The organism is Labilithrix luteola (assembly GCF_001263205.1).
Taxonomy (GTDB): Bacteria; Myxococcota_A; Polyangia; order Polyangiales; family Polyangiaceae; genus Labilithrix; species Labilithrix luteola.
In genome coordinates, this window is the sequence record NZ_CP012333.1 from 5133786 (window position 1) to 5158465 (window position 24680).

Here is a 24680-nt window from a genome sequence, read left to right on the forward strand (position 1 = left end):
GTTCGACACGCCACGCCTTCGAGGGCCCAGCGTCGGGCTGTGTTTCGGTGCCGACCGGCTCATGGCCGTCTGAACTTGAAGCTAGCATGCTAGCAAGCTAGGTTGAGGGCATGGCAGACGACGTGAAACAGTTCAACGTGTATCTGCCGACCGAGCTGATTCGCGAGGTCAAGCATCACGCCGTCGAGACCGAGCAGTCGCTGTCGGCAATCGTGGCCGCGGCGTTGCGCGCGTATCTCGACGAGCCACGGCGCAAGCGGAGGACGACGCATGGCGACTGAAGGCATCCAAGGTCTGCTCTTCGAAACGCACAATTGGGGGAAGACGGTCGCGTTCTGGAAGGCGCTCGGCTACGTGCTCGAGTTCGAGACTGACCATCACTCCGGCCAACTTCGTCACCCGAGCGGTGGGCCGTTTCTGTTCATCGCCGAAAGGCCGGCCGAGCAACCGATCAAGGTCGTGCCCATGGTGTCGGTGAAGGACGCCGCCCAGTTCTCGCCGCCGAGCAGCGCCACCGTCGTGCGGCCTTTCGAGGAACAGCACTGGCCTGCCCTCGAGATGCTGGTCACGGATCCCGACGGTCGCGAGCTCAGCGTGCAGGCGCCGCTACCGACGGAGAAGGCCCATGGCTGACAAGTCGACCGTAGAGCCGGAGAACACGGCGGCCCGCGTGGCCTTGTGGCGTGCGTTACACGTCCAGTCCGACGCGCAACCTCACGTGCTCGAAGACGAAGTCGGACTGAAGCTCTTGGCTCCGGAGGGCGATTGGAAGAGCCGGCCGGACATGAGTCCGTTCACGAAGCCCTTCCGTGCCTCCATCTTGGGGCGCGCGCGCTTCATCGAAGATCTCGTCGAGGAGCGTGCCGGTCGAGGCGTCGGCCAATACGTGATTCTCGGCGCCGGGCTCGACACCTTCGCGCAGCGTCGGCCGGAGCTTGCGTCGCGTCTCGTCGTGTTCGAGGTCGATCAGCCCGCGCCCCAAGCGTGGAAGCGTCAGCGCCTCGTCGAGCTCGGCTTCGGCATTCCGGATTCCCTGCGGCTCGTGCCGGTCGATTTCGAAGCCGGCGACGCCTGGTGGGAGCGGCTTGCCGCGGCCGGCTTCGATCGCGCGAGGCCGTCGGTGGTGGTGTCCACGGGCGTCAGCATGTACCTCACGAAGGACGCCATCATGGCCACCTTGCGTGACGTCGCGGCGCTCGCGCCGGGATCCACGTTCGTCATGTCGTTCTTGCTCCCATTCGAGCTTCTCGATCCCGAGATCCGTCCAGGAATGCAGCGCGCGGCGGATGGGGCGCGGGCCAGCGGGACGCCCTTCATCAGCTTCTTTACGCCCGCGGAGATGCTCGACATGGCCCGTGGAGCGGGCTTTCGAAACGTCGAGCACGTGTCTTCGGCCGCCCTTGCCGATCGTTACTTCGCGGGGCGAACGGACGGCCTTCGTCCACCGAACAACTCGGAAGAATTGCTGGTCGCGACGACCTAGCGAATCAAACGCCTTCCGGCCGCGGCGGTGAGCGGGGCTGTCTGCCTGCGCAAGCTGGCTCGTTGTGACGAACGTGGCGGCCTTGTGCGAGCAGACACGATCGCCCACGTCCGTGCTCGACGCCGGCAAGACCGAGTGTTTGCAGCGAGGATCTACGCGTCGCTTACTCCATTCGCGTGAATTGCTTCTGAATCGAGCTTCCACCGCGACCTCGCAGCCGCGCAGCGGAGCAGCGTTCGGTACGCGCGATGCAGTCGTGCCGGCCATTCAGGCGACCACCCGGTCCCTGTACGGACGTTTGGAGGCAACTATGATGCGATCCATCTCGACCCTGGGGCTCGTGGCGGCGCTCGCCGTCGGTTGCTCGGCCACACCCGTGCCTCCGGCTCGGATGGCGTCGGCCGACGCGGCGGTACAGTCGGCGCGCGAAGCGGGGGCAGAGCGTTCCCCCGAAGCAAGCAGGCATTTGACTCTCGCCGAAGACGAGCTGGGCAAAGCCAAAATGCTGAACAGCGAGGGCAAGACCGACGAGGCCGAGGCGGCGCTCACGCGAGCGCAGTCCGATGCGGCTCTCGCGGCCGCGCTCGCTCGTGAAGCCGATCAACGGGCGAAGTCAGTAACACCCATTCAACCCGTCCCCGCGACGCAGCCCGCGCCCGGACCTTGACCGCTGAGGAGGATGTCATGAAACGCATGGTCTCGGTTCTCACTCCCCCGGCGCTCGCCGCGCTCGCATTTGGCGTGCTCGCGGGGTGCGCTGGAAATCAACCCCCGCCGACGGAGCTCCGGAACGCGCGCGCGGCCTACCATCGCGCAGCGTCGGATCCGGTTGCGCAATACAACGAATCCGGCCTCATCGAATCCCGACAGGCCCTCGACGTCGCGGAGCGACAGTACGAGGATTCGCCGAAATCCCAAGAGACGAAGACGGCTGGATACGTCGCCGAGCGTCAGGCGCAGGTTGCCGAGGCGAACGCTCGCACGTCAGCGGCTACGCAGGAACAGCTGCAGAAGGAGCAGCGCCTCGCAGGAAAGTCGGAGCGCCGCGCCGATATCGCGCTCGAGCGACTCGGCCTCGCCGCAAAGGACGAGCCGCGTGGAACGGTGATCACGCTGCCCGAAGCGAACATGTTCGACACGAACAAAGCGGTGATCCGTCCGGAGGCGAAAGCGCGGCTCACCGAGGTTGCCAAAGCCGTGAAGAGCGTGGCTGAAGAAGGCCAGCCTCAAGACCAGGGACGGACGATGACGCTCATCGGGTATACCGACAGCACCGGCAGTGACGAGCGGAACGCCACGCTTTCGAAGGAGCGTTCCGACGCCGTACGTACGTTCTTCGGCGAACACGGTTTGAACGAAGCCAAGATCCAGACCGAAGGGCGCGGCGAGGCCGATCCGGTCGCCGACAATGGAACAAAGGAAGGCCGCGCGCAGAACCGTCGAGTGGAAATCGTCATCTCTCCACCGACGCACGGCGGCACAATGAAGTAGTGGTTCGGAGGGGAGTCGAAACCCTCGCGACCGAGCCACCGAGCCCGCTAGCGCGCCGTTCGTCGTCGATCGCGACGGGCGGCGCGTACGTCTATCGGGAAACCACGATGCGGGGCGATACCGGCGCGATGACCAGGCCGGAATGGTTTCGATGATTCGACACTCCGCTGCCGTTTGCTCGTACGATGACGGCGAGTGTTGGCATCATCGACTCGCAGGCAAGGGATCGCGCTTCTTACGGTCGTTGCGGGCTGCGCCGGCGGGTTGATTGCGGCCTGCCAGGTCGTCGCCGGCATCGAGCGTGTGGACAAAGGCAGCGAAGTGCCCTCTTCGCCTTCGGCAGAGACGGATGCGGGAGACGCCGCATCGAACCCGCCAGGCGACCCGTGCGTACATGCGGGGCTTCCGGGGCTGCCGGAGGTCGACAACGACCCGACGCGTGAGCTGCCCACCATCGTCATGGCGGTGGACACATCCACCATCAATCCAAACGGCGTCTCCGCCGAAGGCGTCGATCTCGACGGCGTTTGTACGTGCGATACGCGACTGGACACGGCGCACGGCGGCGCAAGCTCGTGTGTCCGCGCGGGCGAGCCCATCTGCGACGGGGATGGCGGCGTCGACAGCCACTTCGCGGCGGCTGTCGCGGCCTTCACGACGGCCTTCGACCGCGACGACTTCACGCGGGTCAACGAAACCATCCGGCTCGGCCGCACCAGCCTGCTGCTGTTCCTTCGCAAGTACAACGGCCTCGCCAACGACCGTGACGTCGAGCTTGGCATCGTCGCGAGCAACGGCCTTCGCGACTCGCACTGCCCCGATTCGGTCGAAGGACCTCTGGGCTTTTACTCGCCGGGTTGGTGTGGCGATGACGAGTGGACCGTCTTCCCCGATACCATCGTCAACGGATTCCCCATCGCCTACACCGCCGGCCACGTGAGCGATTACCGCCTTGTCGTCGAACTGGATTACGGCATCCCGATTCCGTTCGGCAACGTGCAGGTCGTCGCAGGATCACCGATAACCTTCGGTCGGCTCGTTCCGCTCGGTGACGACCTGAAGCCGCGCGACCCGGCACGCCCGCCCGCCACCGCGAACGAGCAGCGCTTCTATCGCATCGAAGACGGTTTGATCTCGGGGCGCGTCGCGGCGACGGACATGCTCGCGGGGCTTGGTTCTTCACTTCTGCCCGACTCGGTTGGCGGTGGGCGCCTCTGCCAGAATCCAACCCTGTACTCGCTCGTCCACGACCGCATCTGTGGTGCCCTCGACATCGCGAAATCGAAGAAGCTCGACTTCGCCGATGGCTACGCTTGCGACGCGGTATCGACGTCGATCTATTTCACCGCCGCCCCCGCGCGGTTCGGCAAAACCGATACCTCACCGCAAGAAGAGAACGGCTGCGCCGCCGTCGACGGCGGCCCTATCGATTCGGGCAGCTCGGTGACGACGTATAGCTGCAAGTAGCTTGTCGTGTGTGTGACGGAATCGCGTTACTTGGCAGTTCGGTTGACGGCGTAGCGCAGGAAAACCGTGTTGTCGAAGTTTCGTGTCTCGCGCAAGTCGAGTGACACGAAGTGACGAAGTGGGAATGCGGGTGTTCCTCCGCCCACGGCGACAGGCACCATGAAGAGCTGAACCTCATCCACGAGTCCCGCGCGGAAGGCCTCATGGGCCGCCGTTGGGCGTTGCTGCTGCGGGCAAGACCACACGGAGGACGGTGCCGCGACCAGCACCACTCTCGGCCGTGAGCTTCCCGTCCATGCCGCTGACGATGCCGTGACAGATCGACAGGCCGAGGCCGGTTCCCACCCCGATGGGCTTCGTGGTGAAGAAGGGATCGAAGATTCGCGGCATGGCAGTCTCGGGGATGCCCTCGCCGGTGTCGTGGATTTCGATGACGGCCTGCCCGGCCTCGTTCGTGAACGTCACGATGCGAATCTCGTTGTTCTCGGTGTTGCCCTCCGGAATCGCCTGGGCTGCGTTGACGAGGAGGTTGACGAAGACCTGCACCAGACGCGACTCGTCCGCGTCGACACGCGGAATCGGGAGGTAGTCTTTCACGAGCCGCGCACGATGACGGATCTCGTTCATCGCCATGTTGATCGACTGCTCGATCACGGGGCGCACCTCGATCACCGAGCGCCGCTCCTCTTCCGCCCGGCAGAACGTCTTCAGGCTCCGCACGATCTTGCGGATTCGTTCGCCTCCCTCGAGCGCTTCGCGCGCCATCTGGACGCGATCGGCATCACCGCTCTCGATCTGTCCGACCAGGAGCTCGAGGTTGGCGAGCACGTACGCGAGCGGGTTGTTGATCTCGTGCGCGATGCCGGCGGCGAGCGTGCCAAGCGAAGCCAGACGATCGGCAAGAATCAGCTGGCGCTGCATACGCTCTTGCGCCTCTCGGGCCTGCTTCTCGGCGGTCATATCGCGGAAGACCAGCACCGCGCCGCTCACGTTTCCCTCCGCGGTCTTCAGCGGGGAGCGGCTGAATGCGATGGGGAGCTTGGTTCCGTCGCGCGCGACGAGGTGCGGGTGCGAGCCCTCTTCGAGGAGGCGGAATATCTCGTCGAGGGGCTTGCCAACGGCCTCCGCCGAGGTCCAGCCGGTGAGGCGCTCGGCGATGGGATTCATCCGGGCGACGGTGCTGTCGGCGCGCGTCGAGATGACACCCTCGGCAATGCTGTTCAGCGTTGCTTCGAGGCTCTCGGTGAGCTCCTGGCGTACGCGCTCGGCCTCCTTGTCGGCCGTGATGTCGCGTGCAATCGCGTAAACGAGCTGGCGCTCGACATTGGACACCGAGCGCCACTCGAACCAGCGATAGCTACCGTCTTTGCAGCGGTACCGGTTTCTGGGCGGCGCAATGGGAAGGCCTACGAAGAGCAGCGATCGCGCATCGAGCACCGCCGCGCGATCGTCGGGATGGCAGAACTCGATGAGCGGCCTGGACATGAGCTCCTCGATCGTCCAACCGAGGGTTCTGGTCCACGACGGATTGAGCCGCTTCCAATAGCCGTCGAAGCCCGCCACGCACAGGTGGTCGAGCGACATCTCGAAGAACTCGGCGTCGCCAAAGTCACGGTCGCCAGGAGCGCCGTCGCTGTCGCGTGAGCTCTGTTCCACCACCGTTTGGAAACGCTACCACGGAGAGCTCCGACGACGACGCCATCCGCGGGGGCGAGACACAAACTCTCGCTCGTCTGGAGCTCTTCGGTGGCACCTGGTCGCGAGGTCGCGAGATCGTAGCTGCCGACCAGGAGATCCGGTGCCGTCGTGGTCGATCAGGAGAGCGCACGGGTCCGCTTAGAGCTTCACCGCCCAAGCACGAAGACATCCCCGTCACTGGCCCACTCGCCGAAACTCAACGGGGCCCCGGCCTCACGGGCGCGGATCGAGCTCTTGCCGATATGCGCGAAGACGAGCCGCCGTACGCCGCTGCGCTCTGCCTCGCGAGCAACGTCGATCACGGCCATATGGCCGCCGACGCCTCCCGTCAAACGCACCGGCTGGGCGAAGCTCGACGCCTCGGCGAACATCAGGTCGACGGCGCTGACCCACCGGGGGAAACGAAAGAACTCGGGCGCCCAAGCGCAACGGAGCATGCGACCACGGGAGGTCACCTCGATGAGGTAGCCGAAGGCGGCGTGCGACGTGTGCACCACCGGACGCGGTCGGATGACGAGACCGTCGGCCTTCCAGGTCGCGACCTTGGGCTCGAGGCCCCGCCCGCGTGCGAGCCTGCGAATTGCAGCGATGAGCTCGCAATGCTCGTCGGTGACGAGCCACGCATCAAGTCGTCCGGGAGGAGGAGCTGCGCCCGGGCCTCCGTCGATCACGACGCGATGAGCGCCAAAACGAACGAGTAGACCTGCTGGAGCGTAGCGCGGCGAGCGCATGGCGCCGACGCCGAGGAGCTCGAGGCCGAGTCTCTTCATCGCTGTCGTCCGTTGGGCAGAGCAGAAGGCATTCGGCATCGAAGTTGTATGAAGCCGACTCATGAGGCCGCGTAGACTCTTCCGCGATCGGACGGATGCCGGCCAGATCCTCGCCCGTCACCTGCAAAGATACCGCGATGCATATCCCATTATCTTGGGGCTCCCGCGAGGTGGGGTGCCGGTCGCCTACGAGATTGCCCGCGCGCTCGAAGCGCCGCTCGACGTGTGCGTCGTCCGCAAGATCGGCGCGCCGATCCAACCCGAGCTCGGCATTGGCGCGGTGTCGGAAGAGGGCGCGCTGCACGTCGATCGCGGGACCATGCGCCAGGTCGGCGTCTCGGAGGAAGAGCTCGCGGACCTGATCGCGGAGAAACGCGCCGAGGTTGACGAGCGCGTTCAAACGTTCCGACGAGGCGCGCCGCCGCTCGATGTAACGGGCAGAACCGTCATCGTCGTCGACGATGGGGTTGCGACGGGCGGCACCGCTCGCGCGGCGTTGCAAGCCCTGCGTGCCCGCGGTGCCGGCAGAGTCGTCCTCGCCGTGCCCGTCGGCGCATCCGATTCGCTCGACGAGCTTGCGTCGGTCGCGGACGAGATCGTGTGTCCTCATCCCGAGGCGTTCTTCATGGCGGTTGGCCTGTGGTACGAGGACTTCACGACCACGACGGACGATGACGTCGTCGAGCTTCTCGATCACGCGAGAGCCGAACGAGAAAGGACCGGAGCCCCGCGCATGAAATCGGAGCGCGTTCGGGTGCCCGTCGACCGCGACGTTCGAATACCTCTCGGCAAAGAGGTGCTCGAGGGGCGACTCACGATTCCGGGCGACGCGCGCGGTCTCGTCCTCTTCGCACATGGCAGCGGGAGCTCCCGGCATAGCCCGCGCAACCAGCGCGTCGCGGCGGAGCTCCGGCGTTCGGGCCTGGGCACGCTCCTGCTCGATCTCCTGACGCTGGAAGAGGAGCGCATCGACGCCGAAACCATGCACCTTCGTTTCGACATCGGGCTTCTCGCGGCGCGCCTCGTCGTCGCTACGGATTGGGTACGCGAGCAGAGTGAGACAGAGGAGCGTCGGCTCGGCTATTTCGGCGCGAGCACGGGGGCAGCAGCGGCTCTCGTGGCGGCGGCCGAGCGCCCCGGGATCGTGCATGCGGTCGTATCGAGGGGCGGGCGTCCGGATCTTGCGGAGGCGTCGCTTGCTTCCGTCAGGGCACCGACGCTGCTGCTCGTGGGAGGCTTCGACGTCCAAGTGCTCCAGCTGAATCGCGAAGCGTTCGAGCAGCTCGCGTGCGTGAAGGAGCTCGAAATTGTTCCGGGCGCAACGCACCTGTTCGAAGAGCCGGGCGCGCTCGAGCACGTCGCGCAATCGGCTGCGCGCTGGTTCGTGCGCCACATGGGCGCCAGCGCGCTCGAGGCGGCTGGCTAAGGACGCCGGGCTCGAGCCGGCGTCACGAGGCTCCCATCCTCGAGAAGCGCAATCTTCGTGTCGAACCGCTGACACGCTCGAACGAGCGGCTCCGATTCTGCCCGCGTAGCGCGCTCGAGGCGCATCTTGCGCAAGCGGAAGGGCACGATCCGAAGCGCGACGAAGCTCGAACCTCGATCGGTGACTTCGAAGGTCGTGAAGTACATCGGGCTCAGGGCGGGACGGAAGGCTTCATACCCGTGGATTCCCTCGTAGTCGGTCATGAAGTCGCCACAGCCGTAGAAGATCGGTTTGCCCCTGTAGACCTCGATAGCGCGTGGGTGGTGTGACGAGTGACCGTGGACGACGTCGATGCCGCCATCGACGAGCGCGTGCGCGAAACGGACATGCTCGTCGGGTATTTCGTATCCCCAGTTCGTTCCCCAGTGAATCGATACGACAACGACATCTCCGAGCTGCCTCGCGAGGGCGGCGCGTTCGACGATCGTGTCAGCCTCGTTAGGCCCGAGATCGTGAAGGACAGCAATTCCGGGCACGTCATGCTTTGCTGCCCAGGACGAGGGGATGCCGCTCGAGACGTGTCCCACGGCGAAGACTACGACACGGCCGCCGCTGCCCGTCGCGACGATCGCGGGAGCTTCTGCCTCGAGGGCCGTTCGCCCGGCACCGACCGTCCTCATTCCTGCTCCGCACAGGCAGTCGAGGGTTTCGACGAGGCCGCCGTACCCCCAGTCGAGCACGTGATTGTTGGCGAGAACGCAAACGTCGATTCCGAGCGCGGTGAGGCACTCCACATTGGCCGGATGCATCCGGTAGTTGATGTCCTTGTCAGGCCATGCATCCTCGCTCGTCGTCACGGCCGTTTCGAGGTTCACGATCCGCGCGTCGGGTCGGACGCGCCCGAGCTCAGCGAGCGCATCCCCCCAGATGTACGCAAAGTCGACAGGGCGCGCGATGCGACCGCTCGCACGCTCGGCGAGCTCGACGTATTCGCGCGCGTCTCGCAACCACGGCTCATAGAGCTGCGGTTTTGACGGCGTTGGAAGGATCTGATCGATACCCCGCCCCGTCATGACATCGCCGCAGAGGAAGAGCTCGCACCGAGCCATGACGTAATCCGCTGCTGCATTGCGCATACCCGCACGAGGCCTGCCACTGCGAGTGGGAAAGTCACCCGCGCAGACGACCGTCGATGACGTGCTCGAGATAGCGGCGACAATCGCCAACGCGTTCCCGCTCCTCGTCGGTCACGCTGCCGGTTGGCAGCGTCTCGATTGTTCTCAGCGCTCTGAGCAGTTCACCCAAGCACTCCGTCAGGGAGCTGCACGGGTAGAGGGGCCAAACGGGCAGGACCCAGCCAAGCGGTTCGAGACATCGCCGCTCGCACCATCCGTCGATAAGCTTGTCGAGCACTCGCGCGAGCGCCTTCTCCGTCCGGATGGTGCCGAAGAGCTCCGAGGATCTCACCCTGGCATCGTACACCGCGGACACAGGGCCCTGGCACTTTCGCTGGGAAAAAGTGACGCGGCTCGACGAGCGGCTTTCCGTAGGCACCTGGGACAACGACTCGTTTCGACCGCGCCGAATGCGCGCCTCGACGTTCGTCTAAGGCGAACCGTAGATACAGGACTTGCGTTGATAGACTGCCGGCAGATGACTTCCCGGGATGCGAACAGGTCGACCACGATGAACCCCCAGCTCTCACCCGAAGAATGTGCCGCCTGTTTGGAGATCCTCTACCGAGGTCTCGTTCAAATTCGGAATTTGAGCGCCGCGGGGGACTCGGCTCGGGCGGAGGCCATCGCCGATGCGTTGCACAATCTCCCTCATCTGCTGAGGACCGGACCTCAGCGCGGCTGGGACGTCGCGACGTTCCGCAACCTGTTTCTCGAGCCGCTCATCGAGCGATATCCCGATCTCGCGTGGCTCACGCAGCCGTTGGACGAGCTGACATGACGCCATGTCGGTGATGAGGGCATCGAGGACACCGCGATGGCGCTTGATTCATCCCAAGCCAACGGCACGACGTCGAACGGCGAGGTACCCTTCGCACTGACCATGCGGTGGTCGGAGGTTGGGCGGTGAAGCGTCGGCAGTTCTGGATCATGGTAACTAGCGTCGCACCAGCAGCTCCGGTGCTTGGCGTTGTCTTCTTGTTGGTTCCGAGCGTCTTCATCCTGCTGCAAGTCTTGCCGCCTCGGGTCCTGCCGTTGGTGGTCGTCCCACTCTTCCTCGTTGTGGCGATTGGCTGTCAATTCACGGCAAGATTGGACGTCGGCGAGGACGGCTTTTCGATGTCTTGGTTTGGGCGGTTCGAGAGGTTCGTTCCGTATTCCGAGGTCTCCGCCGTCTCCACAGAGTTTCGATGGACACAACCCAACTGTCGAGTTGTGGTCAAATGTCGAAATTGGTCCACCTTCTACATTCCGGTCGCTACCTGGCAAGGGGCGGAGAAGATCAAGGAAGCTCTTCGCGAAGCCGTCGAAGCGTCGCGTCCTCCCGCGAAGCCATTGGAGGTCGGACCCGTGCCGGAGATGGCCGTGCTTCACCGTGGTGACCGAAGCGCCAAAGGATGGGTCGCTCACCTTCGACGAATCGGTGACGGCGGGATGCCACGCGGGGGAAGTCCTCCACGCGAAGCACTGTGGACCATGGTTCAACATCCTGACGCGCCTCCTCGCGTCCGCATCGCAGCCACCGTTGCGCTCACGGGGGCATCCGCAACCGAAGCTGATCGCGTTCGGCTCGCCGAGCTCGCGAGCGACTTGGCGGATTCGCCGATTGGTTACGAGATGCAGTTGGTTCTCGATGACGATGCGGAGCTGGCCGAGGTGCTCGTCGCGCTCCCCGACCGTCTTTGAGCGAGCGGTCGACGCGGAGATGAAGACGCGACAGCGATGGTCGCGATGGACATCATCGGCGGTCGGCAGGCCACGGTGATGGGAGTCGATTCGGGGGGCGCTGGGCGAGCCTGCGGGGGTGGCAGGCATTGCTGCCGTCCTGGAGCACGCACCATTGTTCGAAGGGCTCGACGTCGCAACCATCGTTGCAGGTAGCAACATCACGCCCGAGCAGCTGCGCGCGTGAGGGATTCCCTGAGGGCACGGAGTCGGGCTTTTGTCGAAATCCGACATCTCGCCTATCGGCGGAAGATTGGAGACTTTGTCCTCTACGTAAAAACCGCAGGCGCTTCGACTCTCGAACGCCCTTGCGCTTACGAGCCATTCCCGATGAACCTGAACGATGAGGGGGATCCGGAGGAGGGTTTCGATGAAGATGTTCAAGGCGCTCTTGCTGCTTGCTTTGACGACGGTGGCTTGCACGAGCGAGCTCGGAGACTCGCGTAACGGGACGGACGAAGACTCGCTGGGAACGGCGACGCAGGCCTTGGGCTGCGCGCCCGATATTCATCGCGTGACGCTCAATACGGGCGTGACGCTCTCGTATCTCGAACAAGGCGATCGCGATGGTGAGCCCGTGATCTTCCTTCACGGCTATTCGGACTCCCATCACTCGTTCGACTTGAACCTGCCGCTCTTGCCGAGTCGCTATCACGTCTATGCCCTCGATCAACGAGGCCACGGTGATTCGTCGAAGCCCGCGTGCTGCTACACGCAGGCCGACTTCGCCGGCGACGTGATCGCGTTCATGGATAAGCTCGGTATCCACAAAGCGTCGCTCGTCGGGCACTCGATGGGCTCGCTCATCGCTCACAAGGTGGCTGTCAACGCGCCGAATCGGATCAAGAAGCTGGTCCTCGTCGGCTCGGGGCCCACGCTCGTGGGCAATCCCGGAGCGCTGAGCTTCGCGCCGGACGTCGAGGCACTGACCGATCCGGTCGACCCCGACTTCGTTTACGCGTTCCAGTCGAGCACGTTCTATCGGCCCATTCCGTCGTCGTACTTGGACACGGCGGTTTCGGAGAGCCTGAAACTGCCGGCGACCGTATGGCAACAAGCGCTCAACGGAATGCTCGTCGAAGATCACACGTCCGACCTCCATCGCATCAAGGCCAAGACTCTGATCGTCTGGGGAGATCAGGACGTCTTCTTCGATGCCGCGGCCGAGCAGACGCTCGACACCCAGATCCCCCACTCCAAGCTCGTGGTGTATCCGCAGACCGGTCACGGTTTGCACGCCGAGCAGCCCGCAAAGTTCGTGAAGGACCTGAAGAACTTCCTCGACTGACGTGTAGCGCTTAGGTCGGCTCGCCCCCTCGAGCGTCATCGCGCTCGGGGGGCGGCGAGGATTCTCGCGCCCCTGGACAGGATAGACGTATACGTCTAAATGACGGGCGGTGCCGCTCGACGCTCTAGCGAATCCACTGGTCGTGCCGCTGCTGGGTTTGCTTCTCGAAGCGCCGGCGCATCCCTACGAGCTGACCACCCGCTTGCAGCAGCGATACGGAGCCGAAATGGCGCGGCGGAGCTCGGTCACCACACTCGTGGGGTCACTTGCCGAGGCCGGACTCATCGCTGCGCGACGCGCAGAACGTGTCGACAAGCGCCCTCTTCGCACGCCCTACCGACTGACGGCGAAGGGCACGAGCGAGCTGCGGAGACGCATCGAAGAGCAGGTCCTGAGGAGCCCGGCGGGGTCCACTCAGCTGACGACTTCGCTCGCGTATATCGGGCTGCTGTCACGCGAGATCGCTGCATCGACGCTTCGGACGAGGAGCGCTCGACTCCGCCGAGAGAAGGATGCGCTACCCGAGATGGTCGACGGGATCGCCGAAATTCACATGATCGAAGTCGCCTACTGGCGGACGATGCTCACCGCCGAGATTCGATGGCTCGATACGCTCGAGCGGCGCATTGGCACCGACGACATCGATTGGCCCGGCGCACGAAAAGGGGAGGTCTTGGAGTGACGCTCCGCTATGGGATCTATCCCGGTGGGCGGGCCGGTACCGTTTCGAGCGGGCCCACCGACCCGAACGCGGCGGGCGCGCTCATCGAGCGTCTGGCTGGAAGCGGCTCGTTCCTCGTACGCGAGTACGTTCACTTCCTCGGTCGTGCGCCGGATCCCGGCGTTGCCGCATCCCTCGGCGCGCTCGAGGAGCTTTCCTCGCTCACGTTCCCCGATGCTTGGTACCAGGAGGGCGGTCGGGAACTCGACCTGGTCGTCAGCTACATTCCGCCCCTCGCCGACCTGCCCGGATGGCTTGCGTATCTCGATGCCGTCATCGATCGCTATGGCCACCTCGTGAGCTTCCTCCAGGTAACGCTCGAGCCGAACTTCGCGATACCCCTCATCGACGGCAGCGCACCGGGCGTCCTCGACGCACTCACGAAGGGACTTCCCCATGCTCGGCGGAGGCTTCGCCAGAAGGGGCTGAACCACGTTGCTGTCGGATTCTCCGTTGCGGAGCCTGCCGAGTGGCTCGGCGGTGATGACCCGTTCTGGGCCTATCTCGAGGCGCTGCCCGCCGACGTGTTTGCGGGGCATGTCGACTACGTTGGACTCGGGCTCTATCCCGATGCGTTTTCTCCCGTCGCGCCTGCCGGGCAGCCTGGCGATCTGGCGTCGTTGACGCGAGAGGCCGTCGAGCATCTTCGACGGCGCTCGCTGCCGCGCGCGCACATTCCCGACGACGTGCCTATCCACATTGCCGAAAGCGGCAGTCCGAGCGGGGCGCCCCGAGGCGTGGCAGCGCAAGCCGAGTCCATCGCGACGATGATCGGCGTCATCGAGGCTCTCGAAGTGAGCCACAACGTCACGCACTACGAGCTCTTCAGCCTCCGCGATGCCGACAGCGCCTCGGATCAACCCGTCGCGACGCTAGGGCTCGTCACCACCAGCTACGAGACGAAGCCGGCGTTCGAGACCTACCGGCAAGCGGTGCACCGTTCTCATTGCCCGTAGACCATTCGTGCCGGCCCGAACCTCGCCGGATGATCAACTCGCCTTTCTCGAGCGCATTATCGTGGCGAGCTGTTGATGACTCCGAAGCGGAGTGACACGTGACGCTGCGTGTCGACATCTCGCCCATCGGCGGAAGCTAGAAGAGAGGGGTTCGATGAAGATGTTCAAGGCGCTCTTGCTACTTGCGTTGACGACGGCGGCTTGTTCGGGCGGCCTCGGAGACTTGCGCAGCGGGGGAGATGACGACTCGCTGGGAACGACGACGCAGGCCTTGGGCTGCGCGCCCGATATCCATCAAGTGACGCTCAATACGGGCGTGACACTCTCGTATCTCGAGCAGGGTGATCGGGACGGGGAACCCGTGATCTTCCTTCACGGCTATTCGGACTCCCACCACTCGTTCGATTTGAACCTGCCGCTCTTGCCGAGTCGGTATCACGTCTATGCCCTCGATCAGCGAGGCCACGGTGACTCGTCGAAGCCCGCGTGCTGCTACACGCAGGCCGACTTCGCCGGTGACGTCATCGCCTTCATGGATAAGCTCGGTATCCACAAGGCGTCGCTCGTCGGACACTCGATGGGTTCGCTCATCGCTCACAAGGTGGCGGTCAACGCGCCGAATCGGATCAAGAAGCTGGTCCTCGTCGGCTCGGGTCCCACGCTGGTGGGCAATCCCGGAGCACTGAGCTTCGAGCCGGACGTCGATGCACTCACCGACCCGGTCGACCCCGACTTCGTCTACGCGTTCCAGGCGAGCACGTTCTATCGGCCCATTCCGACGTCCTACTTGGACACGGCGGTTTCGGAGAGCCTGAAGCTGCCGGCGACCGTGTGGCAACAAGCGCTCGACGGAATGCTCGTCGAAGATCACACGTCCGACCTCCATGACATCACCGCCAAGACGCTAATCGTTTGGGGAGATCAGGATGTGTTCTTCGACGCAGCGGCCGAGCAGACGCTCGATACCCAGATCCCTCAGTCCACGCTCGTGGTGTATCCGCAGACCGGTCACGGTCTGCACGCCGAGCAGCCCGCAAAGTTCGTGAAGGACCTGAAGAACTTCCTCGACTGACGTGTAGCGCTTGGATTGGCGGGTGCCCCTCGAGCGTCATTGCGTTCGAGGAGCATGCCAGCGAGGGTGATTACCTGCTCGGACGAGATTCGGGAGGTGCCGGCGCGTCGAGGACTTTGCGCATCGCGCGGAGCAGATCGTGCTCGAGAAATGGCTTCTGGAGGAGCTGCGTGCCCGGCTCGAGAAAGCCGTGATGCACGATGATGTCGTCGTGGTAGCCGGACATGAAGAGGATGCGCGAGATGCCGTGTACCGCGCGCGCCTGGATGGCGAGATCGCGGCCGGACATCTGGGGGAGGATGACGTCGGTGAGCAGGACGTCGATGACGCCGTCGTGCTTAGCCATGACCTCCAGCGCGTCACGGCCGGCGGAGGCCTCGATGGGCGAGTAGCCGTTCGCTTGGAGCATCGCGCAGACGAGGCGCCTCACGCTCGGCGAATCCTCGACGACCAGAACGGTCTCGCCGCGGCCCTTCGGCGCGTCGTCGGCCGGAGCGGGGCGGATGTCTGCGGCGACGCCGTCGCGGACGACCGGCAGATAGATGTCCACCGTGGTTCCCTTGCCGACCTCGCTCGACAGGAGGACATGACCTCCGGCCTGCTCCACCACTCCGTAGACGGTCGAGAGGCCTAGGCCGGTTCCCGTTTCCTTCGTGGTGAAGAACGGCTCGAAGGCACGCGAAGCCACCTCGGGCGGCATGCCGACGCCGGTGTCGATCACGCGAAGGCGCAGGTACGTGCCCGGTTTGACGTCGATGAAGCGAGCGGCGTGGCGTGCATCGACCTCGATCTCCGAGGTCTCGAGGGTCAGGACGCCGCCACCGCACATCGCGTCGCGCGCGTTGACCACGAGGTTCAACACGACCTGCTCGATCTGAGGCAAGCCGATGCGCGCGAGGCCGATGTCGCCGTCGAGCGATAGGCGTAGCTCGATCGTTTCGCCGATGGCTTGCTCGACGAGGATCTCCAGCGAGCGAACGACCGCGTTGAGATCGAGGAGGACCGGCTCGACCACGTCGCGACGGCCCATGAGGAGCAGCTGGCGCGTCAGATCGGCTGCCCGCCGAGCGGCTTCGTAGAGCTCGCTCATCTTGTCGGCCTGATCGGCGTTCGTGAGCTCACGCCTCAGAATCGACGCGTAATTGAGGATGATGGCGAGCAGATTGTTGAAGTCGTGGGCGACGCCGCCGGCGAGGCGCGCCACGTTCTCGAGGCTTCGCGCTTGGATGAGCTGGGCCTCGAGAGCACGTCGGCTCTCTTCGGCGCGCTTTCGCTCGAGGGCGCTGACGAGCAGCTCGCTCGCGATGCGCAGGAGGCCGAAGTCAGCGTCGTGCCAGGTCTTGGTCTCCCGCACCGCATCGAAGCCGACGAAGCCGACGACGGTGCGCTGGTAGATCAGCGGCAGCGCGAGGACGGATTTGACGCCTTGGTCGATGAGCGTCGCTCTCTCCGCATCGGCCTCGGGAGGCAGTGCGAAGATGTCCGGCACGTGAATCAGCTCGCGGTTGCGGATCCTCGCCATCCACCAGGGAAAGACCTCGAGCGGAGCGGCCTGCATCATGTCGATGACGGGGTGGATTCCAGGCGCGCACCACTCGTGCGTGTTGTCCATCGCCATGCCGTCGGACGAGAACCGGAACACGTAGGCGCGATCGACGTGAGCGAACTCGCCGATGGCCCGGAGCGCGTCCTGCACGCCTTCGTCCACGGCGTCGACCGGGAGGCCGACGAGCTGCGTGGACAAGTTCATGATGAGCTCTTCGAAGACCAGTCGCTCGCGGAGCATGGCTTCGGTCCGCTGTCGCGCGGTGACGTCGAGCGTGATCTCCACTGCACCGGTCGGTCGGCCCTCGGCGTCGACGAGCTGCGCGAGGATGCGTTCGAGGCCCTCGCTATCGGCCTGTGGTCGAACGCTGACTACTCCGCCAGCCAGGGCTTGCGCGAGCTGCTCGCGGGAAGGGGACTCGGTCTCTCCAGCGAGCGCTGGTCTCTCAGTCTCGGTGCCGAGACGTGCGTGACCTTGCTTCGCTCCCTGCGCATCCCAAATGCGCACACCTCTGACCAACATCGAAAAGCCCCCTCTTGCTTCATGGGACGCCCCCCGGCACCTGCGGCAGGTCGAGAATACGCCAACCCGTTGCAAAATGCGCCGTCCCATCGACGAGCGGTCCGTAAAACAACACGCCTGCGTCCCAGCCCACCGCCGGCGCCTCGGGCGCGGAGCTCGCTCCGAGATGGCGCGGACGTTTCGCGCTCCTTACTTCTCGGTGCCGTCGTCCGTTCCGGACGATTCGGCTGCCCGTCGAGCGATGACGTCGTCCCACCGGCGGCGCACCGCCCGCGGCCCCGTCGAGGCGTTGGGTTCCTCCACGGAGGGCCGCCCGGCGGTTGCCGCGCCGCGGCCCTCGAGAACGGACGATGACCAACCTCAGGCGAATCGCGGCCGAGCACGACCGCGTTCAGCAAGGCAGCTTTCGACGTGCAGCGATCGTGGCGCCCCGATGCCGCGCGGCATCCGCTCCGAGCCTCCCGGCTCGCGCCCGATGGCTACGTTTAGGGTGCAATGCACGTTTCACGGGTACCTCGGGCGCTTGCATTCATCGTCCCCGCCGTCGGTATATTTGCGAGCTGCGCCAGCGCGGATAACTCGGCGCAGGGACCGACCTGCCCAGTGATTCTTCCGCCGGACACCCAAGCAAACGCACGCGCGGCGTGCACGTTCGGGGCAGGAGCGACGGTCGTCGACACGCTCGGTATCCCCGCCGATATCGCCAAGCAGATCCCGATCAAGAACATCGTGATCCTGATGAAGGAGAATCGGTCGTTCGATCATATGCTCGGCCAGATTCACGATTTGCAGCCCGGCGTGGAGGCGGTTCCCCCTTCGTTCTCGAACCCCGACGCGAACGGGGCGTTGGTCACGCCCTTCCATGCAACGACCACGTGCATTCCATTCGACCCCAACCACCAGTGGGACGCCATGCACGCATGCGTCAACAACGGTGCGATGGATGGATTCGTCAAGAACGCTGCCGGGTCGACGGCGAGCGACGGTCACTTCGTGATGTCGTTCTACGAACAGAGCGATCTGCCTTTTTACTATTGGCTCTCGAGCACGTTCGCCATCAACGACCGTCACTTCGCGTCCGTTCGGAGTGGCACCAGTCCCAACCGCCTCTTTCTCTATCTGGGCACGAACGATGGCGTGAAGGAGACGAACGGCACGTTTCCCAATCCGGCAACCCCCACGATCTTCGATCGTCTCGATCAGGCGGGCGTTCGCTGGGGCGTCTACACCGATGGTGCGCCGCTCGAAGCGGCCCTGCCATGGCTTCCGTCGCACCGGGGCGTCTTCAAGTTTTCGGATTTTCTCTCCGCGCTCGACGCCGGAACGTTGCCGAGCGTGTCCTTCGTCGACGGCTTCCCCTACGTCGAGGACGAGCATCCGATCGCCGACGTGCAAGTCGGTGAGAGGTGGACGCGGAACATCTACGAGCATGCTCGGTCGAGCCCGCTTTGGCCGGGGCTGGCCATGGTGTGGACCTACGACGAAAGTGGGGCGTTCGCCGATCACGTGCCGCCGCCCAACACGGCGTGCGTGGCGCGCCCCGATCACCCGGAGGACGCTCTGTACGTGGAGCTCGGGGTACGCGTGCCGTTCGCGGTGATCTCGCCCTGGGCGAAGCCCCACTTCGTCTCGCACGTCGTGCAGGAGCACACTGCCATCACGCGGTTCATCGAGACCGTATTCGATCTTCCTGCGCTCACGGCACGTGATGCGAATAGCCCTGCGCTGCTCGACATGTTCGACTTCTCGTCGTGCACGGCACCGTTCGCGCAGGCGCCCGAGTCGCCGAAGGGCGGCAGCGGCGGGTGCCTCCCCGCGCTCCCTGGCATCCCCAAGCTCCCTCTTTGACCTGAAGTCGCTCGCCGCGTTGCGCGCGCACGACGACGAGACCGTGTCGCCGAGTGAGTGGTCAGCTCGATGTTCATGCGGCACTCGGCGTGGGGAGCGACCGAAGGCAGAGTAGGCGGGGTACGACGACCTCCCTCCAATTTTCCAGTAGCCCATTGTTGGGCTGGGAGCCCGCCTTAGGCTGGCTCGCTGGGCGACTACCGAGCTGACTCGGTGTCCGAGCTTGGAGGGGGGGCAGTCATGCCAGCGAAGCATGTGACGGTGCGTTCCTTTGGCGTTGTCGCGTCGATCAGCGCGGTCATCTACGCGTGTGGCTCATCGGGAGATCCAAGCGTTTTTCCGGCGAACACGCCTGATATCGAAGAAGCGGGCACGGGGGGGCCTCCGGGCGCGTTCGCGGTGGACGCCGACACGGCGCCAGGCACCGCGTGCAAGAAGCTCACGTGCGACGATGCGAAGGCCAACTGCGGTCCGATCGGCGACGGCTGCGGAGGCATCGTCGACTGCGGTACGTGTACCGACGGAAAGACGTGCGGCGGCGGCGGGACACCGAGCCAGTGCGGTATCCCCGCGTGCACGAAGCTCACGTGCGCAGACCTTGGTCAGAACTGCGGTGCGGCCGGCGACGGTTGCGGCGGCACCATCGCGTCGTGCGGAACGTGCGGCGCGGGCGAGTTCTGCGGTGGCGGCGGAGCGAGCAAGTGCGGAACGAACCTCGGAGGCGCGGACGGCGGCGCGGATGGCGGTGTTGTCTGCACGCCGATCACGTGCGCCGACGTCGGCGCGAACTGCGGTCCCGTCGCGGACGGTTGCGGAAATCTCATTCAGTGCGGAACCTGCAACGCAGCGGCGGGCGAGACCTGCGGAGGCGCGGGCGTTCCGAGTCAGTGTGGCAAGGCCTGCGTGCCTCTGACGGCGTGTCCCGCGGGCCTCAACTGCGGACCAATCGCGGATGGTTGCGGCGGCATCGTGAGCTGCGGAACGACCTGCCCTACCGGTCAGATCTGCGGTGGTGGCGGCGTCGCGAACGTCTGCGGGAACAACGGCGGTCCGCCGTGCACCGGCCTTTGCCAGCAACAGACGACGTGTCCCGGCGGCGGCACGACGAGCATCAGCGGAACTGTCTTCGCGCCGAACGGTACGCTGCCGATCTACGGCGCGCTCGTCTACGTCCCGAACGGAGCGGTCAACGCGTTTACCCCGGGCGTCACGTGCGAGCAGTGCGGCGGGGCCTCCGGCAATGCGCTCGTCACCGCGACGACCGGACCGGACGGCAAGTTCTTCCTCGCGAACGTGCCGGTCAGCAGCACCGATCCGGGCAAGGTGAACGACATCCCCGTCGTCATCCAGCTAGGCCGCTGGCGCAAGCAGTTCACCGTTCAGACGACGGCGTGCGGGAACACCCTGGTCGCTGCAGGCCAATCGAGCCTGCCAAGGAATCAGTCCGAGGGCGACATCCCGCTCACCGCGATCGTGACCGGCAACGTCGACGCGCTCGAGTGCGTCTTCCGCAAGATCGGGATCGACGATAGCGAGTTCACCAATCCGTCCGGCACCGGCCGCATCCGCCTCTACCAGGACAACGGCGCCGTCATCTCGAAGGTCAGCCTCAGCTGCAGTTCGGACGGCTCGACGTGCAACAGCATCGGCGACGCCTGCGGACCAAAGAAGAACAGGGGAACCTGCGTCGGGAGCGGCATCGGCACGCCTCCGGCCACGGACCTCTACAACACGCAAGCCGAGCTCGACAAATACGACATGACGATATTCGCCTGCCGAGGAAGCGAGGCGAACAAGCCCGTCTCGGCGAGGACGAACCTCCTCAACTACGCCAACAAGGGCGGCCGCGTGTACGCGACGCACTTCAGCTACGTGTGGCTCTACAACAAGTTCTCGACCACGGTTCCGAACCCGCCGCCCTGGGGCGCAGCCGGCGCGCCGTTCCCGTGGGCAACGACCGCCGACTGGACCCCGGCGAACGGCGCCCAGTGGACGACCGCGACCGCGTCGCTCGATACCTCCTTCCCGAAGGGCGTCGCCTTCGCGCAGTGGCTGAATCAACCGTCGGTCGGCGGCCTGCTGGCCCCGCTGCCTGCGACCATGCCGCCGTACGTGCCCGCGCCCCAGATCAGCATCGCCGAGGCGCGCCACGATGTCGACGATCCGGTCTTCTCCGGCGGTCAGGGCTGGCTTCGAACGACGGCCGGAGTCACGCCGAACGTCGCGAGCGTCCAGCACTACACCTTCAACACCGACATCACGAAGCCGCCGGCGCAGCAGTGCGGGCGCGTTCTCTACAGCGACTTCCACGTCACGGCGAACAGCGCGACGCAGGACGCGGTCTTCCCGTCCGAGTGCAACAGCAACGCGATGAGCGCACAGGAGAAGGTTCTCGCCTTCATGCTGTTCGACCTCGCATCCTGCATCAACACCGTCCCGCAGCCGCCCCCGCCAACCTGCACGCCGAAGACCTGCGCGGCCCAGGGGATCGAGTGCGGCCAGGCCGGTGACGGTTGCGGCAACGTCATCACCTGCCCGGACTGCACGGGAGGCATGACGTGCGGTGGCGGTGGCGTGCCCAGCAAGTGCGGTGCGCCCAATTGCACTCCGAAGGTCTGCGCTCCCAACCAGTGTGGGAAGATCGCCGACGGCTGTGGAAGCTCTCTCGACTGTCCTCCGTGCGCGCCCGGCCAGGTCTGCGGCGCAGGCGGGGCGAACATGTGCGGTGTCGGCACGTGCAACGCGACGAGCTGTCCGACTCCGGCCGCTGGCTCGGCGTGCGGTCCGGTCGGCGATAGCTGCGGCGGCCTCAACACCTGCGCGTGCCCGCCCGGAATGCCCTGCGTGAACGGCAAGTGCGGGGCGCCTCCGTGCACCCCACGGACGTGCGAGCAGGCCGGAGCGCAGTGCGGTGACGTCGCCGACGGTTGCGGTGGGATCACCCACTGCCCGCCGTGCCTCGCGCCCCAGACCTGCGGTGGTGGCGGTACGGCGAACGTCTGCGGCGGCATCGTCGTGAACTAGGCGTGAACGAGGAATGGGGAGAGGACCGCGTCAGCCGACGTGCTTCGGCTGCGCGGTCCTCGAGGTCGTCCGCGACGTGTTCGACGTACTGCGGCTTGTCGACTACGGGACGAAGAGCACCTCCGGGTACGCGGGCGACGGCGCATCAAGCAGATGGCCGCGGTGACGCAAGTGGAGATCGAAGAACGCCCGCGGGTAGGCGCGCTGGATGGCCACCACGCGCTCGGCCTCGATCGAGCCGACGTCGGACTCGATGTCCTCGTCGCTCGGGTTCAGCAGCGGCAGGAGTGGAGAATAGTACAGCTGGAAGTCTCCAAATGTGAGGTGGCCCGCCGACGGTATGTACAGATCGCGGCGCCAGCCGCTCAAGTGAGACCAGAAAGAAGCGACGCGCGGCTGGAGACTTCGATGACCGCGAGGGCTGCTCACGCGCATGAACGGTCGATCCAAGCCGGCATCGATGACTGGGCCAAAGACGCCTCCATCCAGGCTGAGTCCGGCCTTGATCCGCGAATCGGCAAACATCGCGGAGCTCGTCGTGGCGCCACCGAGGGAGTGACCGAACATGCCGATCTTGCGCAAGTCGAACGCGTGACGAAGACCGGCCGGCAGCGCCCTCCGTTCGACGTCCGGATTGCCGCCTCTGGCGATGACCTCCAACTGATCGAGCACGAATTGGACGTCTGCCACACGCACGTCGACCGACGCCGCGTACACGTGATCGTCCCCGGGCCCTGTCGCGTTCACTTCGACGCGGCCATCAGGGAACTCGACCTCCGCCGCCTCGTGGGTATGGTCGATGGTGACCACCAGATATCCACGGCTGGCGAGCTCCTCGACGACCAATGTGTTGAACGAGCGAAGGCCGTTGAAGCCGTGCGAGTACAGCACGACGGGCAGCCGATCGTCGTCGCCTCGATCGACGGGCGCCCCCTCGTGGCCGTGCGACGCCGGTAGGACGACCGCATCCTGCGGCAGGCCGTAATCGCTCTTGAACTGCGCAGCGGCGCCCGGAGTAAGCAGCGGCGCGATGGGGTAATGACGCGCGTGCTTCGCTGGATACCAGAGGCTGATCATCAGCTCTCGTATCGGAGTATGCACCCAGGGGTCCGGCCGTGACCGATCGACGAGGTGCAACGAGACTACACCTACCGGAGAAGGGCCGGTCGGCGGGGGAAGAGTGAGCTCGATCGGCGTCGCGGGCGCCAGCGACAACGACGCTGCCGTCGTGGTCGACGGAGGGTCCTCCGCGGCGGCTACCTGACAGCCGCTGGCTCCGCAAAGAAGAAACAATGTTGCTAGTTGTTTAATGTTCATTCGTGAAACTCATTTGGATTTGCGCATGTGATGTGCGCTTTTGTAATGTTCGCGCAGCAATGGTGATGACAGTCGTTGTGAATCAATGCGTCGTCGTTGACGAGTGATGACTTGAAGCCGCTTTCGTGCGCGCAACGACTCTGCTTATGGCGCAAAGTGATTACGGACACGGGACGACCGCGCACACCGCTCTCTTCGTGCACGAACCGCCATGCGGCTTCAAATTGCCCTACACGCCAATCGGAGCGACATTCCGCGCCCGGAGAGCAAGGTCCGCGCCCGGGCGCTTTTGATGTGATCGACCGGTTCTTCGAGTCATCGGCCGCGCAACGTCGCAGGGATGGTCACGACTCGTATGTGAACCGGCGTTCTCTTTTCTCTGTCTCTCGGAAATCTGCTGGTTCACCACCAACGGAGAGTTGGCGCTGGACGTCCGGACCTGCCTACGGTTGCCTATTCGCCCGAATCATGCCGGTCGGGTCAGGGCTTCGGGGCGGACAGCGCGGCGTCTTTGGCCCGGAGCTCGGTCATCACGCCGTCCCAACCGCGTGTCTGGAGGACGGGACGCACGATGTCGTCACGGACGAGCGTCAGGATCGAGCCCGCGAGCAACATGACGTCGAAAACCCGCCACTGCCCTCTCTTCTTGAGGACGTATTCGAGCTTCAGCTCCTGCGTCTTGGGGGGCTGCTTGATGAACTCGGTGGACTTGAGGTGCGCGTCGGTGCCCACGACCTCGGCCTGCTCGTAGGTGATGGACGAGACCTGTTTGAAGTGGTCGCGCACCTTCGGGAACATGGTCGCCCCGAAGACGCGCCCGTACCGTTGAAGGAACTCGTCTCGCTGGGCGGGGGTCGCCTTCGGCCAGTCCGCGCCAAAGATGAACTCGGCTTGGCTCTGGAAGTCGATCAACCGCCGCGCGTCATCGTCGCGGCCCTCGCGGACGGCCGCGACGAGCTGCTTCACGACTCGTTCGACTTGATCCGACTCGTCTCTGGTCTTGTCCTTGTCCTTCGGGCCCTCCTTCTTCTGGGCCGAAGCCGAGAGCGGAACACCAAAGAGCAACGACCCAAGACCGACGACGAACGTACGACGAGCGATCATCCCACGCGTCTCCACCCCGAAGCTAGCACGGCGTTCGGGCGGGTCAG

Annotated in this window: 23 protein-coding genes; 15 read left to right on the forward strand and 8 right to left on the reverse strand. The window is 65.0% G+C overall.

The window, feature by feature from the left end; translation table 11 throughout:
* Window positions 1-110 precede the first annotated feature (110 nt).
* The 6 genes from AKJ09_RS22675 (at window position 111) to AKJ09_RS22700 (ending at window position 4441) form a co-directional block, all read left to right on the forward strand.
* Complete coding sequence (locus tag AKJ09_RS22675) at window positions 111-281, forward strand: ribbon-helix-helix protein, CopG family (RefSeq protein ID WP_146649298.1); 171 nt, start codon at window positions 111-113, stop codon at window positions 279-281.
* Window positions 271-633, forward strand: a complete 363-nt coding sequence (locus AKJ09_RS22680; RefSeq protein ID WP_146649299.1) for a VOC family protein — start codon at window positions 271-273, stop codon at window positions 631-633. Before AKJ09_RS22675 ends, AKJ09_RS22680 begins: the two co-directional genes overlap by 11 nt.
* Complete coding sequence (locus tag AKJ09_RS22685; RefSeq protein WP_146649300.1) at window positions 626-1483, forward strand: class I SAM-dependent methyltransferase; 858 nt, start codon at window positions 626-628, stop codon at window positions 1481-1483. The genes AKJ09_RS22680 and AKJ09_RS22685 overlap by 8 nt, the downstream gene beginning before the upstream one ends.
* A 310-nt stretch (window positions 1484-1793) precedes the next feature.
* Window positions 1794-2150, forward strand: a complete 357-nt coding sequence (locus AKJ09_RS22690; protein ID WP_146649301.1) for a DUF4398 domain-containing protein — start codon at window positions 1794-1796, stop codon at window positions 2148-2150.
* Window positions 2151-2167: 17 nt separating this feature from the next.
* A complete protein-coding gene (locus tag AKJ09_RS22695; RefSeq protein WP_146649302.1) occupies window positions 2168-2974 on the forward strand; it encodes an OmpA family protein in 807 nt (268 codons plus the stop codon).
* 198 nt (window positions 2975-3172) lie between these two features.
* Window positions 3173-4441: a hypothetical protein gene (locus AKJ09_RS22700; RefSeq protein ID WP_146649303.1), complete on the forward strand. Its 1269-nt coding sequence runs from the start codon at window positions 3173-3175 to the stop codon at window positions 4439-4441.
* Window positions 4442-4467: 26 nt separating this feature from the next.
* Here AKJ09_RS22700 and AKJ09_RS22705 read toward each other — a convergent pair whose 3' ends face one another.
* The 3 genes from AKJ09_RS22705 to AKJ09_RS22715 form a co-directional block, all read right to left on the reverse strand.
* On the reverse strand, window positions 4468-4623 hold the full coding sequence (locus AKJ09_RS22705) for a dihydrofolate reductase family protein (RefSeq protein ID WP_205633779.1): 156 nt from the start codon (window positions 4621-4623) through the stop codon (window positions 4468-4470).
* Window positions 4624-4642: 19 nt separating this feature from the next.
* A complete protein-coding gene (locus AKJ09_RS22710) occupies window positions 4643-6100 on the reverse strand; it encodes a PAS domain-containing sensor histidine kinase (RefSeq protein WP_146649304.1) in 1458 nt (485 codons plus the stop codon).
* Window positions 6101-6285: 185 nt separating this feature from the next.
* Window positions 6286-6909 (reverse strand): MBL fold metallo-hydrolase, encoded by a 624-nt coding sequence (locus AKJ09_RS22715; RefSeq protein ID WP_146649305.1) that lies wholly within the window; start codon window positions 6907-6909, stop codon window positions 6286-6288.
* A 61-nt stretch (window positions 6910-6970) separates the two neighbouring features.
* Here AKJ09_RS22715 and AKJ09_RS22720 point away from each other — a divergent pair, with 61 nt between their 5' ends.
* Window positions 6971-8335 carry a phosphoribosyltransferase family protein gene (locus AKJ09_RS22720; protein WP_146649306.1) on the forward strand — a complete coding sequence of 455 codons (1365 nt, stop codon included), beginning with the start codon at window positions 6971-6973 and terminating at the stop codon, window positions 8333-8335.
* Here the strand turns inward: AKJ09_RS22720 and AKJ09_RS22725 are convergent.
* Window positions 8332-9444, reverse strand: coding sequence for a CapA family protein (locus tag AKJ09_RS22725; RefSeq protein WP_240488557.1), 1113 nt, complete (start codon window positions 9442-9444; stop codon window positions 8332-8334). The genes AKJ09_RS22720 and AKJ09_RS22725 overlap by 4 nt on opposite strands.
* Window positions 9445-9505: 61 nt before the next feature.
* Entirely contained in the window at window positions 9506-9826 is a 321-nt protein-coding gene (locus AKJ09_RS22730) for a hypothetical protein (RefSeq protein WP_146649308.1), read from the reverse strand.
* Between the two features lie 195 nt (window positions 9827-10021).
* On the opposite strand from AKJ09_RS22730, the gene AKJ09_RS22735 reads away from it, so the two are divergent.
* The 6 genes from AKJ09_RS22735 to AKJ09_RS22760 all read left to right on the forward strand — a co-directional run bounded on the left by AKJ09_RS22735 (window position 10022) and on the right by AKJ09_RS22760 (window position 15272).
* Complete coding sequence (locus AKJ09_RS22735; protein ID WP_146649309.1) at window positions 10022-10291, forward strand: hypothetical protein; 270 nt, start codon at window positions 10022-10024, stop codon at window positions 10289-10291.
* A 695-nt stretch (window positions 10292-10986) separates the two neighbouring features.
* Entirely contained in the window at window positions 10987-11196 is a 210-nt protein-coding gene (locus AKJ09_RS22740) for a hypothetical protein (protein WP_146649310.1), read from the forward strand.
* A gap of 409 nt (window positions 11197-11605) precedes the next feature.
* Window positions 11606-12523 carry an alpha/beta fold hydrolase gene (locus AKJ09_RS22745; protein ID WP_146649311.1) on the forward strand — a complete coding sequence of 306 codons (918 nt, stop codon included), beginning with the start codon at window positions 11606-11608 and terminating at the stop codon, window positions 12521-12523.
* 142 nt (window positions 12524-12665) lie between these two features.
* Window positions 12666-13205 carry a PadR family transcriptional regulator gene (locus AKJ09_RS22750; RefSeq protein WP_169927763.1) on the forward strand — a complete coding sequence of 180 codons (540 nt, stop codon included), beginning with the start codon at window positions 12666-12668 and terminating at the stop codon, window positions 13203-13205.
* Window positions 13202-14200, forward strand: coding sequence for a hypothetical protein (locus AKJ09_RS22755; RefSeq protein ID WP_146649313.1), 999 nt, complete (start codon window positions 13202-13204; stop codon window positions 14198-14200). Before AKJ09_RS22750 ends, AKJ09_RS22755 begins: the two co-directional genes overlap by 4 nt.
* Before the next feature lie 154 nt (window positions 14201-14354).
* Window positions 14355-15272 carry an alpha/beta fold hydrolase gene (locus AKJ09_RS22760; protein WP_146649314.1) on the forward strand — a complete coding sequence of 306 codons (918 nt, stop codon included), beginning with the start codon at window positions 14355-14357 and terminating at the stop codon, window positions 15270-15272.
* A gap of 70 nt (window positions 15273-15342) precedes the next feature.
* On the opposite strand, the gene AKJ09_RS22765 is transcribed toward AKJ09_RS22760, so the two are convergent.
* Window positions 15343-17340 (reverse strand): ATP-binding protein, encoded by a 1998-nt coding sequence (locus AKJ09_RS22765; protein WP_169927764.1) that lies wholly within the window; start codon window positions 17338-17340, stop codon window positions 15343-15345.
* A 603-nt stretch (window positions 17341-17943) separates the two neighbouring features.
* Between AKJ09_RS22765 and AKJ09_RS22770 the strand changes: the two genes are divergently transcribed.
* Both AKJ09_RS22770 and AKJ09_RS22775 read left to right on the forward strand, forming a co-directional pair.
* A complete protein-coding gene (locus AKJ09_RS22770; RefSeq protein ID WP_169927765.1) occupies window positions 17944-19188 on the forward strand; it encodes a phospholipase C in 1245 nt (414 codons plus the stop codon).
* A 240-nt stretch (window positions 19189-19428) separates the two neighbouring features.
* Entirely contained in the window at window positions 19429-22212 is a 2784-nt protein-coding gene (locus tag AKJ09_RS22775; protein WP_146649317.1) for a carboxypeptidase-like regulatory domain-containing protein, read from the forward strand.
* A 102-nt stretch (window positions 22213-22314) separates the two neighbouring features.
* Here AKJ09_RS22775 and AKJ09_RS22780 read toward each other — a convergent pair whose 3' ends face one another.
* Window positions 22315-23289, reverse strand: a complete 975-nt coding sequence (locus AKJ09_RS22780; protein WP_205633780.1) for an alpha/beta hydrolase family protein — start codon at window positions 23287-23289, stop codon at window positions 22315-22317.
* A 720-nt stretch (window positions 23290-24009) separates the two neighbouring features.
* The gene (locus tag AKJ09_RS22785) at window positions 24010-24633 is read right to left on the reverse strand and encodes an ABC transporter substrate-binding protein (protein WP_169927766.1); all 624 of its coding nucleotides are present in this window, start codon (window positions 24631-24633) and stop codon (window positions 24010-24012) included.
* Between the last annotated feature and the right edge of the window lie 47 nt (window positions 24634-24680).